Origin of the sequence: Pseudanabaena yagii GIHE-NHR1 (assembly GCF_012863495.1) — a bacterium.
GTDB lineage: Bacteria > Cyanobacteriota > Cyanobacteriia > Pseudanabaenales > Pseudanabaenaceae > Pseudanabaena > Pseudanabaena yagii.
Genome location: NZ_JAAVJL010000001.1, coordinates 1,688,732 through 1,702,997, shown reverse-complemented (window position 1 = coordinate 1,702,997; position 14,266 = coordinate 1,688,732). Strand labels below are relative to the sequence as shown.

Here is a 14,266-nt window from a genome sequence, read left to right as displayed (position 1 = left end):
AGTTATTTCCAAATATTTTCCCAGAAAGGAACCTCTATTGGCTCAGGTAAGCTAGAGAGATTCATCTTGCGGCGAATATCGGCAATATTCCAACCTGTTAAGCTAGCTAGAGTTTGGGCTTCTTTTTCAAAGCGTGGACGTAATGATTTTTGATATTCTCGACCAGCATCACAGTTTGTCTCACCTTTAAATGGATGGCGTAACACATAGCGACCTTGGAAAGATTCTTGATTAGATGTTTCCTTAAAGCTCAAATCTTCAGGAAATTTATCGCGGTTATAGCGAATATGTAAGCGCGTAATGAAAACTCGACCATCATTAGGAGGAAAGATTGGACGAATTCGCCGACTTGAGGGCTGATTAGAATTTGGGGAATCCAGCCAAAATACGCCTGCTTTGCGAAGTTCTTCCTGCGATAGAGGTTCAGCCGAACAGGGGTCACAGCTTGACATATCCCACGCATATTCTAAGAATGCGACTTTGCGTCCTTCTTTGTTATAGGAAGTCTTGAACATGGACTTATAGAATTCGCCAAATTCATTCTTCACATAGACAGGAATATCATCACCTGATGGGACTTTAATCGTGCGATAGTTGGCGACCTCGGCTTGTCCCTTAGGGGAGAGAATATAAACCAGCAAATCTTGATCACCATTAGCATTCAGCATCCCTAAGCGAATAGGTAACATGAACTTAGGTGATTCGTAAGCCATCATCAGAGGACGGAGGACTTGCGAACCTGTTTTGTTCAATTCGGCAATATTCACCTTTGCCACAAAGAACTTCATGTTTTGGCGAATATAGGGCTGAAGTAATTCCTTAGCACCTTTGGGAATTTTATAATCATTGTCAATTAACCAAGCTTCTAAACCATCGGATTCCTTGGCACTGAGAATGAGAATGTCATATTCACCAACAGAAAACTTCGCTTCAATCGTAACTTGATAATTATTACGGCTAGCTTTTGCTTCCATCATTGGCGCAGACGCTCTTGTTGCTCCTCCCACTCTCATTCGGTCATAGGCTTCATATCTCGCACAGGGATCGGAGTCAAAATATTCCACTAGGCGAGGGGCGCTAAAGGAATCAAGGCGATCGATGATTTTCTGTTCACCAATGCGAACTTGCTTCTCTTTCAGTAATACTGGCACTGGCACAACGAGCGCAAAGTCCTTAACATCGCCTTGATAGTCATTCGCCATCGTCAAAACTGTGCGCTTGCCATCACGGGCGATCACCACCTGCGAAGCCTTGTTAAAAAGACTGGCATCAGATTGGGATACATAAAATCCGCAAAATGCAAATACCGCAGGGGAATAGGCAAAGACAACCAAACAGGCAAGGGCGGTACTGATAAGTACTCGCATCCAATTCAAAAAGCGTTTCATAATATTGATAATTGCTAGAAAGACTAAATGGGTTTCTAAAATCTACTAACAAGAGGCTTAAGCCCCTTGACTGTTCATTTAGGTCTGGATGCTAAAGCGTCTTGGCAACCATTGAAATCTCGGCGCATTCCATAGGCGATCGCATAAAACCGTAAGAGGTGAGATCAGAAATAACGCATAAAACATCGCGTCAGCATTAAAGAACACATTGCGGAAAATGAAAGCTAAAACCGCGATCGCTACTGCCCAAATTAATCTGGCGATCTTGGCATTGGGAATGGAACGCGGATCGGTGATCATAAACAGCGCAAACAGCAACAAAGAGCCACTAGTCAAACGATGGGCTAGCACATCCCAAGTCCAGCCCAGCCAGAGATTGCGTAATCCTTCTAATAGGGAATAGGCAACTAAAAACATGAAGCTCGTATCCCAACGCCCAACTTTTTTGAGAACGATGCCACCTAAACCGAGAAATATCAAAGCGTATAAACTATCTTCGCCCCATTGCCCGTTAGAAACCCATGCGTGATTGTCCCAAACAAAACTATCTAGCAACAAAACAACCACGATCCCAAAATTTGCGGGATTAAACCAATGCTTGCCATTGGTACGAAAAATAAATTTGCTAGCGATCGCCAAAAATGACGCACAGGCGATCGCGCCATAGCTATCGGAGCGTAGTAACAAACTTAATCCTAAAGCTGTAATCGTGGCACTCTTAAGCGATAACCAGCGCTCCTGTTTGGATGCTTCTGGTGGAAATATGCTGACCATAGCTATTTGCGTAAGCCAACAGGTCACAAAGGTCAGCGCGATCGCTATTGGCTTCAGTGACCAATCACGAGTACTCACACCTAAAATCAAAAATACAGATAGAAAAAGAATTTGATAATCGCGAGCATCTTTGAAAAGACTGGTGCTAACTGCGAAAAATCTGGAAAGCGATCGCGGCATCGCGAAAGGCAACTTCAATGACTGCATAGCTTTCTGATCAACAATAAAGTTTGCATCAGTATAGCCACTCAAATCTTAGGAATATTGACTGTTGCAATTTTTGTAACGATCACTCGCAATCTTATCTCTCAATGATGTCCAAATAAGAAAGGGGTGCATTGCACCCCTTTCTTATTTCTAGGATAAAGCCTGAACGATATAGTCGAAATAAGGCTCAGCGGTGTCAGCATCTTCCTTGCTCAGTAATGCAAGAGACGCATTCTTAAGCGCACGTACTGCATCAGCCATACCAACTAAAGGCACACCGAGAGAGTTATACATTTCACGAGCGCCAATGATCCCGATTTGTTCAATTGGCTCCTTGTCACCTGCCAATACCCCGTAAGTAACGAGGCGGATGTACCAAGTGAAGTCTCTCAGGCATTGGTTACGTTGCTTTTGACCATAGGCATTACCACCAGGAGAGATGTAGTCAGGGTGAATTCTAAATAGTTCTGTGGTTGCTTTCTTTACGATTTTGTCTTCGCTTTCTGCCAAGACTGCGGCAATCCTCACTCTTTGAGCACCAGTAGCGAGAAAGTTCTTCACACTCTGTAGCTCAGCAATGGTGGGATAACGAAGTTCTTCGTCGGCTCTTTCTAAAACTTGAATAACTACACTCATGATTTAAAATAGGAAATTTAATATATTCGCCATCTAGTCTACCAAAAGCGGTGGATGCGCTAAGACTTTGTAATAAAATCACAAATCTTCACGTAACTTTACAGCGCTTGGCGTGGTGATAAAAGGGAAAGATTTTTTTGAAAAGCTTATTTTATAAGCTTTTCAAAAAATACTTAGCGCTAGCAGACTCTAAATAGACTGTATAAGAATAGTTACAATTTTAAAGCTTAGATTTTAGTTGCTTCAGTAGCATTTGTAGCTCCGTATCTAAACTGTAATCACTATGACGATCGCCATAGCGCCAGTCTTGATAAATCTGAGTAATTTGAGCGATCGCCGATGCCTGTTGCTCTGATACGCGATCGCGCAGGCTTGCCTCATATTCTTGGGGCGTTTGTTGAGGTGATTTAGGTTTACCTTGCTCGGCGAGCCATTGCAACATTTGTTGATAGGCACGTTGGGGGATTGGCATTTTCCCTAAATGTCGTACGCGCCACCACCAGAGGAGCAATTGCCACAATGCCCAGCCCCCAATGCCAAACCCAAAGGCGATCGCTAGCCCAAAGGCAAGTCCCACCCAACCCATCTCGATGAGCCAGCTAATCACACCACCGATAAACTTGCCAATGCTATCAAATAGACTGGCGAAGAAATTCGTCACTGGACTAGGCAAAAGCTTTGCGATCCAACTCCAAAAAGTTTGGATTACGCCGAAGGTGCGATTGTTTTCAATGGATGGAGGAAATAGAGGACGACCGGGGACTGGATCAAAGGCAACCCAACCATAAACAGGGAAAAATACTTCAACCACTGATTGCGTATCTGTATTTTGCACCTCATATAGTCCTGTAAATGGGTTGAATTTCCCTGAGGCAAAGCCAACCACATATCGGGTAGGAATACCGAGCGATCGCAACATAACCGCTAGTGTGGACACAAAATGACTCTCCTCTCCACCACCCTGCTCTACAAATTGTGATACCAAATCGCCTTTGGTTTCATCAAATTTGAGCGGTTTCACCACAAAGTTTTGTTTTAGCCCCTGTGTGATCTGTACCGCTAGATCGTAGGGATTATCCACAGCGATCGGCTTACCCTGAGCATCTTGAGCATTTGCAATTAGACTCAACGCCTTATCCCGCACCTGTGGTGACACATTCGGAGGAAGTTTTAAATAATAATTACGAATTGCGCGTGGATATTCGTTAGGCATCTGTCGCAATAGTTGCGGATCGCGTTCAGGCACATTCGAGATCACCGTATAGGTCATATCTTCGGGCAATGGTCCTGGCCCACGAATCATCCCTTCAAGATCTACATCCAACTCCTCACTAGGGAAAAAGATGCGATTGGGCACTGCTGCCGCAGGGACAAGGTTTGGAAAATTTTTGGAAGTAATCGTGTAGGTTTGGACAACCTCTTGGAAGGCGATCGGCTTTATGGCTTTATTAGAACCGATAAAAGCATAGGTCGGTATTGGTAAGAGAAATTCGTAGTTAAGTGGATTACGTTTGATTGTGCGTAGTTGCTGTGGATTGTTCCGAGAAATGCGCCATCCTTTGCCTGTAAATTCGTCGTATGCCATCACCCGCCAAAATAGCTCTGCTTGCGATCGCACCCGCATCACTAATTCAGGTTGGCGCTTCTTATTGAGTTGGCTCGCCCCCGATGAAGCCGTATCAATCTCAGGGGCAAATAACGGTGGCAAAGTATCTTGATCATTATTATCGCCAGTATTGCCAGTACCACCAGTTCCCGTGCCATTAGTCCCAAATTGTCTCTGTTGATTTTGTTGCTGTCTGTTTAAAATCCCCCCACGAGGAATCTCGCGCTGAATCGAAAGATTGACACTGACAGGAAAGTTGCGTAGTTGAAACCCCGGTAAACGTGGCAAAAAGGCAAATATCGTTAAGCCCAAGACTAAAACGATCGCTAGTAATCCCAATAGAGGTTTTGGGGAGACTCCCATCTTTTCGGGCTGGAAACTCTGAGTCTTTACGCCTAAACGCGATCGGTGATCAAGCAATAAAATCGGTAGTCCGACGATCAAAAAGCCGATTAACCACAGGGAAAAGATCATCGTTTGGCTCAAGGTGGCAGCAACTGCCATCAGGATTAAACCAATCACAATCGAATAGCCCAAGTCTTTGCGACGTGGTAGGTCAAAACTATGCAAAACCTGTAGCTGAATCAATAATCTCGCTAACAAGAGTTTTGTATCTTCAGCCATTCGCACAATGTCGTTGAGAAAGATCACCAACATGGCAATCATGGCGATCGCAATGAATAATTTCACAAGAATATTGCGTTTACGTCGGGCATACCATGCCCAGACTGCGGCGATCGCGCTGAGGGGAATAGCCCAAGTACTGTTATTTGTACTTGCCACCGCATCGATCGCCCCAATGCTGATAAATACAAAAATTTGCACCATCACCCGCAAAGGAATCGAGTCTTCAACCCCTTTGACTGTAAATTCTGAGGCTTGTCGCAATTTATCGAATGCACCAGTCTTTGATCGAGGCTTTGATGGGGGATCTACTTGGGTTTGCCGAATCGTATCCATAGCTCTGTAAAAAATTGAGAGGAGATGGCGCACAATGCACGTCTTTCTACTCTAACTCGATCTTATTGGTTTCGTTTTGCGACTATCTCATACAGCACTTTCCAAGCTCAAGAAGAGAATGGCTTTTGTTCTAGATATAGCAGTCCTAAATTATTTGTAGATTTTGGGTTTTGTGGAAGCGCACCCCTTCGGGGTGCGCTTCCACAAAACAGTGGCGCACGCGCAGCGTGCGCCACTGTTTTGTTATGACAAAAGTTAATTATAAAAAAATAAATAAACTGTAAAGGCTAAGCAGGATTTAGTATTATTCATACTGCAACTAAAGTTATGACACTCGGTAATTATCTGCCACAATTGGTTATTAACTTGTTACGCCTTTTTTAAGTTTATTGCCAGTAAATCATGGGGGATAAGCGGATTTTCAAGCCGAAGTAAAGAGGTTTGCTTCTTCGCCTTCGGTAGGGAAATGAACCCGTATTTCACTAAACGGGAAAACGCTATATTGGCTAGGCGAAAGTAGGTTAATTGCTAAAACATCACTATCTCATGAGTCTGAATCCTATGCAGAAATTACAAGAGCCTGCAAATAAAAGCGATCGCTTATTTGCTTTTGAGCGTTTTGGCATTTCTTCTATTGGCACTCGCTTCTTTTTATTAGTGATGACACCTTTTTGCCTTGCCCTAGGTAGCTTAGGGGTTTTATTGTATAGCAACTTTGAGAAAGATAAACTCCTCCATCTCACCATCGAAACAGATGTTACGATCCGAGAATTGGATGCAGAAATTCGTACCAGTGAAAGTTTTTTAAAGAGCTTAGTCGCAACAACGACCTTCCTACACAATAGTGGAGAGCGATCGCCCAAAGCCTATGACCAATTAGTCTTATCATTGATGTCTGTCCGTCCTAAGCTAATTACAGGCTTTGGCATTATGCAACTTCCACAAGGTTTAGTAGACCGTCAGTGGTTTGGCTCTTATATCGAGGAAACTCAACCAAATCGTGGAACCCCGTTAGCAAATGATCCTAAATATAGTCTGGTTGAGCTTTGGCAAGTGGATAAGTATCCTGAATTGCAATACTACCAAGATGCTGTAAAGGCTAATAATTATTTTTGGTCGAAACCTTACATTAATGAAGTTTATCCTGTTCCCTTAATGACCTTTGCAGGTCCCATTCGCGATCGCGATGGTAAATTAATTGCCGTGATGAATGGGGACATTAATATCAGAGATCTCAGTAGCAATAAGTCCATTGGCTTAACTAACAACGATGACGATGAATATACTGCCTTGGTGACTGAAGATGGAACCTTCTTAAGCTACAGTCTCGATCCTAATAAAGCTTTGAAGTTAGAGAATATTACTTCAGTTAACAATTTTAAGCCAGTTTGGCAGGATATTCAGCATGAATTAAGTCAAGGCAAGACTCAAGGATATTTGCGATCGGATTTAACTAGTAGATATTGGGTTTATCAAAAAGTGCCCAGCAGTCAATGGATAATGCTCAAATCAGTTTCCTATAACGATATTATCAAACCTGCGCTATTCATCTCAATTAGTGCCACTCTCTCGGTCGGTATCATCCTAGCTATTACTATTTTTCTATTTGTGCGTTCTCTCAATCAGCGCTTAAAACCAATCTTAGATGTTTGTGATATAGCTCTATCCGAAGAAGAAAATCCAATTCCCTCTACCGATGAAATTAGTCATTTGTCAAATGCTTTTTTTAGTATGGTCAAACGCCAAAATAACCTTTTGACACAACTACAATTAACTAATAATCACTTGATTGAGTCACATCGCCTGAAAGATAGTTTTTTAGCCAATATGAGTCATGAGCTACGGACTCCCCTAAATGCTATTTGGGGATTGAATGAAGGATTGCAGGAGGAGATCTTTGGTGCATTAAATGAGCCACAACTAAAGGCATTACAAACTATTGAGAGTAGCAGTAACCATTTACTCAATTTAATCAATGACATTCTAGATCTAGCCAAAATAGAGTCTGAACAGATTCAGCTAGATTGCAAGTTAACTTCCATTCAGCACCTTTGTGAAAACAGTTTAACATTTGTGAATCAGCAGGCGCTCCAAAAACAAATTCAAATTAATTGCAATGTGGAGGAAAATATTCCTGATTTATTAGTAGATGAACGACGCATCCTTCAGGTCTTAATTAACTTACTGAATAATGCAGTTAAATTCACTCCAGAAGGCGGCAAAGTCACCTTAGAAGTTTCGCATCAAGAAGCCAACAGTTGTATTCTCTTTGCGATCGCAGATACAGGTATTGGCATTTCCCCAGAAAACATGAAGAAGCTATTTCAACCCTTTATCCAGATCGATAGTAATTTAAATCGTCAATATGAAGGAACTGGTTTAGGACTAGCTTTAGCTAAACGGATTGTGGAGCTACACAATGGCAAGATCGGACTAACGAGTACAGTAGGAGTTGGTAGCTGCTTTACAATTGAGCTTCCATATTCCACAATTAGCAACTAAATAATTTGAAACTGGCTTTTAGAGAGGGTTTGCGTAGCAAACCCTCTCTAAAAGTCCAAGAGTAAAAGCTTTTACTCTTGGACTTTTAAAATTTGCCAGCTTAACCAGAACTGACGTTCTTATAGCATTTAATAACTCAAAGGAGAGACAGGTGGCGCTTGCGCCACCTGTCTCTTCTTTGATGTTATTACTTTTGTGATTTTGTAATATCGAGATTTAGAAAGGGAACTGCACCATTTCCTCCTAAAACTTGGGGAAACTTGCCATCCCATTTCTCGATCGCCTGTTTTTGCAACAGCTCAGAAGTCAAGGTTTCCCGTAATAAGCGTTGAGCTTCTGCCTGACCCTTAGCGCGGTTAATTGTTGCCTCTGCTTCTTGTTCAGCTTCTCTGGCAATGTATACAGCCCTTTGAGCGCGTTGTTCGGCAATTTGTTTTTCTTCTACTGCCTTAGAGAACTCCGTGGAGAAGTTCAAATCAACAACACTAGTATCTAATACGATGATGCCGTATTTGCTCAATCTCTGGCTGAGAGCTTCATCAAAATCTAACTTCAGTTCATCACGCTTGGTAATTGCCTCTTCTACTGTGCGTCTAGCGGCAGCGACTTTAAAAGATTCTTGGGTCTGTGGGGCGATGATTTTGGAGACAATATTTTGCAAAGTGCCTTGAGTACGTCGAATTGTGACAACTTCGATGGGATCAAGACGAAAGTTAATCGCAAAACTAGCTGTAAGCTGTTGCAAATCCTTGGTAGAACTTTGGGCAGGTACTTCAAATTTCTGGACGGTCAAGTCATAGACATCGACCTGTGAAATTACAGGCGGCTTGAAATGCACACCTTCTAACAACACACCATCCTTTGCTTTGCCCAAGATACTCAATACTCCTGCCTCACCAGGGTTAATAATCACGAAGGAGTTAAAACTGATAAGCGCGAGAATTCCTAATATGACAACTAGGATTAAAGATTGCCAGCTTGTTTCTTGGTCTTGCATTACTTTTTCCTAAAAGAAATATATAAAGAGGCAGCGCAAAGCGCTACCCCTTTATATATTCTATTGTTGACAAAGCTGTTTTTGTTCTGGGGGCAATGTTGGTGTGTAAGTGAGATAGTTCTCTAATAGGCTACAACCTCTCTGGACGAGTTCATTAAAACTCAAGGTCTCCGCATTCCATAATTTGAGTGTACTGTCACGACTGGCTGATACTAGATATTCACCATTGGGACTAAAGCTCACCGCATTCACCTCCGCAGTATGTCCCACCAAATTTTTGAGAATCTCTCCCGTCGATAGGTCAATGATTTTAATGGTTTTATCGGCATTAGCAGTAGCGATCGCTCTACCGTTAGGACTAAAGTTAATACCAAAGATCCAAGAATCAGCATTAACCGTAATCACCTTTTCTAAAACACCTGTATGGGCATTCCATAATTTCAATTTGCCATCTTTGCCCGCCGAAGCAATTATTTCACCATCAGGACTATAGGCAACAGCTAGCCCACCATTGAGATGCGCTTCCATCGTGTGAGTATTTTGTCCAGTTTTCACATTCCAAATTCTGACCGTTTGATCGTTACTCGTTGAAGCTAGGGATTGGCTATCGGGGCTAAAGGCGATCGCCCAAACTTCCTTCTGATGACCATCGAGTACTTGTAATAATTTGGGATTGTTGGTGTTGTCCCATTGCCAAATTTTAATTTTGCTATCTATCCCAAGGGTCGCGAGGAGTTTTTGGTCAGGGCTAAAGGTAGCATAGACCAATCCTGAACCATGAATATTGAGGACATTTACTGACTTACCTGTGTCAATATCCCAAATCCTCACAGTTTTGTCATTACTCGCTGAAACCAATTTCTTCCCATCGGCACTAAAGCTAACTCCGTAAACCGTATCTTCATGTCCTTTGAATTCTTGGAGGAAACTACCATCGGCATCCCAGAGGCGAACGCTTTTATCAACACTACCTGATGCAAACATTGTGCCATTGGGACTAAAGTTTACTGACCAAACATTATCGGTATGTCCATAAATGGTATCGAGCAAGGTTGCTTTGAGATCCCAGAGCCGTACCGTGCGATCTTTACTAGCTGAAAGGAGGTAACGACCATTGGGACTAAAATTGACATCAAAAATGGCATTGTTATGACCACCAAGTTTCATTTCGATCGCCCCCTCGATATTGAAGATTTGAATCGAGTTGTCTTGAGCGCCAAGGGCGATTCGTTCACCATCAGGGCTAAACTTGACACTCAAAATATCCGTGGAATTAGTTTTAAAAGTTCGCACCATTTGCAATTGATAGCTCATAGACTTTTGAGCAGATGGTTCTTTAGTGATGCTACTCGTTTCGGTAGCTCCATCATTACTCTCTTCGGTAATGTTTTCCTCAACAGGCTTGGCGATGGGCTTTTCCACAATTTGCCATAGTTTTACAGTTTCATCGCCACCCGATGATATTAACTGCTTGCCATCGGGATGAAAATTGACACTATGGATTTTTTTATCATGGGCGATCGCACTAGCTAATAAATTTCCCTGTAAGTCCCAGAGTGAAATCGTTCTATTTTGGGCAATAACAATCAAGTTGCCATCATTGCTAAAGCTCGCATCTTGAATTGCAACGGAAGGACGTTTTTTGGAATTAGCATTATTCCCCAGATCCTGCGGACGCATAGTGATCAATTCGATACCGCGATCGCGATCCCACAGCTTTGCCGTACCATCTTTACTAGCTGTCAGCAATAGCTTGCCATTACGATGGAAATGGACTTTAAAAATATCGTCCTGATGAGCATAGAATTTGCTCACTAATTTGCCAGTCTCTACATCCCAAATCCTGACACTCTTTCCCTGTCCTACCGAAGCAATTTGGCGATCGTCTGGACTAAAGCTTAAGCCACGAATTTCAATGGTATTCAGACCAATTAGCCGCGAGATCGGCTTACCATTATTTTGAAAGAGATAAACACTGCCATCATAGCTACCAAAAGCCATAACATTGCCATTATGACTAAATTTCGCAACATAAAAGGGCGCATCCATGTTTTGAGGATTAAACCGATAGCGCTCACGCATACTATAGACAATCATTTGGAGAGCTTCTAGATTTAACTGCGTGATTCTTGTCTTTTCTTTCCCTGTACTTGTAGTATTTAGTTTCTTTGCCGCCTTCACAACCGTCGTTAAGGCTTCTAATTGATTATTGAGCAGAAAGCTAGATTTTGCCGAAGATACCAAGGCTTCAATTTCCCCAAATTCGGCAAGTTGACGCTGACGATTAGCTTGAAATGCTAGTCCCGCCATAATAAATAATCCAAACACCGTACCAATCAATGCAAATTTAGTCAGACGATTAAAATTATTTTGACTACGCTGTGCTGAAGATCGGACTTTTAATAACTCTGCTTGTAAACCTGATTCCTGATTAGCACGAATAAAGGGAACGAGATAGTCATGGACAAGTTGATAACTATTGCTGTCTTGGGAAACTAAACCTGAGCCAATTAGAATTTCTAGAACTAGGTCTAAATCTTCAGTATTACTAGAATAGGCTAAAGTGCCTGTTCGTAATTCGTTATAGGTGCGTAATGGGCGGGTTCCCTGTTCATCGGTCAACAAAACTAAGACCTGTTGCGCGATGAAAGCAGACTTCCCACAGGCTTGAATTACTTCTTCGACGGATTGCTCCACAAGGCGTTGTTTACCACCAGCGAGGCGATAGCTAGTGAGATTCGTAATATTGCGATCCTGTAACTGTGAGCCAACTAATTGCAATTCAATCGGTCTGACCGTGCCGCGATCGCCTGCTAAGTCCCTAACTAACTCATCGATTAAGGCAGACTCAAGGGGAAAATTAGCTTGTTCCGTCAGGTTTTTGATGAGGGATTTTGCATCAGAGGTAGAGAGATTTCCTAGGGCATAGCGAAACTCACGGCTCAAAATATCTACATCTCCATAGGCAGATTCCATTTCTAGCAATAGATAGAGATAATCTTCACGAATGGAAAGTACTAATTTCAATAATGGAATTTTGAGGCAATCTTGCAAAAAGGCGATGAACCTTTGTCTTTCCTGTGGCTGGGTATAGGTAAAAAACAACTCTTCAAATTGATCGAGAATGAGAACGATTTGAGTGCTACTAGCTGCTAACTGTTTTAGTCTATTTAGTAAATTAGCAGGATCGCGATCACCTTTTTTGCGTCGATCACTAAATTTACTGCGCGATATAGATACACGGAAGTCATTATTGATGGACTGCTCAACGTATAGGGCAAATGAAATTGCATTCACCCAGTTAGTATAGGTTCTAATCTGGATGGGAACTAGTTCTTGCCCTGTCAGCGATCGCTGTAATAGAGCAGGAACCAATCCCGCCCTTACCAGAGAGCTTTTACCCACGCCTGACTCTCCATGAATGACCGTTAGTTGATGTTCAACGGAGAGAATACGCTCAACTAAGCGCTCAACATCTTGATCTCGTCCTGAGGCAACGATTTCACTAGCATTAATATCTAATTTACTGGCATCAATGGCAGTAATATTAGAATTGGGAGAAATTTGTTTGGGTTGGAGCACACCTGCACCGACGAAGGCTCGTAGACCATATTGTTGCTCTAGCGATCGCTGTTTTTGCCGTGACTGAAAGGCTTGAAGATACCTTCCTTGGGCAAAGGCAATGTCATGAAAAGTATCGAGAAAGCGGATATATAATTTCGGCTCGTCGCTCAGATTAAAACTGGCGATCGTTGCCTCAATTAATGCCGCAGCCATATCCAACTCCCTTAATTGGAAATGACTCTGGGTTAATAGCAGTTGCGATTGACCTAATTGAATCTGACGTAAGCGTTGCCAATTGTATGTAAGTTGCTCATCGGCAAAATTAGGGGCTTGCTCTAAAGTCGCGATCGCAGATTGGGCATATTCCTTAACTTTTAGCCAATCTCCACGAGAGATGGCGATTTTGGCTAAATAAGCATAATCTTGCGCTAGTTCGAGGGGCATCTGTTGATGTAATCCCAGCAATGATTGAATCCATGTTTCCAATTCTTGCCATTGCTTTAGTTGCTCTAGTACACCACTATATGCACGGCTATATTTAGCAATTAAATCAGGGCGATCCGCATTTTTAAAGGCATTGATCGAATCTTGAAAGAATTGTTTCGCTTTGAGCCAAGATTCATGGGCTTGTCGTCCGTGGACAAAGGAATTATGCCACCATAAATTACCTATATAAAATAGAACGATGCCACTCTCAACCAGTTTGTTGTGTTTTCGCCAATAGACAAGACTGCATTGATAATAGATTTGCGATACGCTATGCACCTCACCTTGAGATTCTTCATATACCTCGTTAGCAACTGCTTCAGGAGATCGCCACAATAAGCGTCCCAAAACAAAATCTAATTTTGCTTCCATTTCTGGACATATCTGTTTTTGCACATCTTGCTCTGGCTGATTTTGCATAATCAGTCGCAATTCTCGTCTCGCAATTTCCAACTCGCTATAGGAAAAAGCTTCGCGGTCTATATCAATTTGGGTATCTTGCCAAAACAGGGGAATCTGAGGATCTTTGGTAATCTCAAAAAGTCGTTCGACTTGCTGATGCACTTCACGCGTTAACTCGACGGGTGATGGCTCAAATTTAATCGGTGGTGCAGCTAAATTCGCTAATTCAGGAGCCGTAACTAAAAATTGCTGTAGATGCTGATCGTCTAGCCATAGCACTAAGGGACAGTTGAGATGTTTCTTTAGGCGATCGCGAAATAGATTTGCCTCAACAAATAAGTCGAGTAAATCTTGAGAATCATTGACCCTAACCTGCTCCAACCCTAAACACATCAGGGCAGGAATATTTTCGATTTCCCCATCACGCAAAATATTTTGTAGTTTGCCATAGAGGGTCTCATGGGACTCGCGCCACCAGACTTCACGACATAGCAAGCCCGTTTTGGAAACAAAGGCAGTCAGAATCTTTTGGCGTAGACCACGGTAGTTACAATTAACGATAATCAGCGAAAAAGATCCCTTAAATAAATTGATCGCTCTAGTTAAAGTATCTAGCGATCGCTCATTGAGGGAATATAAGTCTTCCAGATTCCTGATCGATTGATCGGTCTGAATCACTTGATTTCGCTTAATCGCTGTGGCGATGGTAACTATACACGACACATATTACTACATTTATATTCA

At 42.3% G+C, this 14,266-nt stretch carries 7 protein-coding genes; 1 reads left to right on the top strand and 6 read right to left on the bottom strand.

What is annotated here, in order from left to right; translation table 11 throughout:
* Positions 1 to 2: 2 nt before the first annotated feature.
* From HC246_RS07865 to HC246_RS07850, 4 genes are all read right to left on the bottom strand, one after another.
* A complete protein-coding gene (locus HC246_RS07865; RefSeq protein ID WP_169362900.1) occupies positions 3 to 1,388 on the bottom strand; it encodes a DUF2330 domain-containing protein in 1,386 nt (461 codons plus the stop codon).
* Between the two features lie 78 nt (positions 1,389 to 1,466).
* Positions 1,467 to 2,342 carry an RnfABCDGE type electron transport complex subunit D gene (locus HC246_RS07860; protein ID WP_169364525.1) on the bottom strand — a complete coding sequence of 292 codons (876 nt, stop codon included), beginning with the start codon at positions 2,340 to 2,342 and terminating at the stop codon, positions 1,467 to 1,469.
* A 177-nt stretch (positions 2,343 to 2,519) separates the two neighbouring features.
* Complete coding sequence (locus tag HC246_RS07855; RefSeq protein ID WP_169362899.1) at positions 2,520 to 3,005, bottom strand: allophycocyanin subunit alpha-B; 486 nt, start codon at positions 3,003 to 3,005, stop codon at positions 2,520 to 2,522.
* Between the two features lie 220 nt (positions 3,006 to 3,225).
* The gene (locus HC246_RS07850) at positions 3,226 to 5,571 is read right to left on the bottom strand and encodes a transglutaminase TgpA family protein (protein ID WP_169362898.1); all 2,346 of its coding nucleotides are present in this window, start codon (positions 5,569 to 5,571) and stop codon (positions 3,226 to 3,228) included.
* A 561-nt stretch (positions 5,572 to 6,132) separates the two neighbouring features.
* Between HC246_RS07850 and HC246_RS26320 the strand changes: the two genes are divergently transcribed.
* Complete coding sequence (locus tag HC246_RS26320) at positions 6,133 to 8,073, top strand: sensor histidine kinase (protein ID WP_169362897.1); 1,941 nt, start codon at positions 6,133 to 6,135, stop codon at positions 8,071 to 8,073.
* A 187-nt stretch (positions 8,074 to 8,260) separates the two neighbouring features.
* On the opposite strand, the gene HC246_RS07840 is transcribed toward HC246_RS26320, so the two are convergent.
* Both HC246_RS07840 and HC246_RS07835 read right to left on the bottom strand, forming a co-directional pair.
* The gene (locus tag HC246_RS07840; protein ID WP_169362896.1) at positions 8,261 to 9,070 is read right to left on the bottom strand and encodes a prohibitin family protein; all 810 of its coding nucleotides are present in this window, start codon (positions 9,068 to 9,070) and stop codon (positions 8,261 to 8,263) included.
* A gap of 60 nt (positions 9,071 to 9,130) precedes the next feature.
* A complete protein-coding gene (locus tag HC246_RS07835; RefSeq protein ID WP_169362895.1) occupies positions 9,131 to 14,245 on the bottom strand; it encodes a WD40 domain-containing protein in 5,115 nt (1,704 codons plus the stop codon).
* Positions 14,246 to 14,266 lie beyond the last annotated feature (21 nt).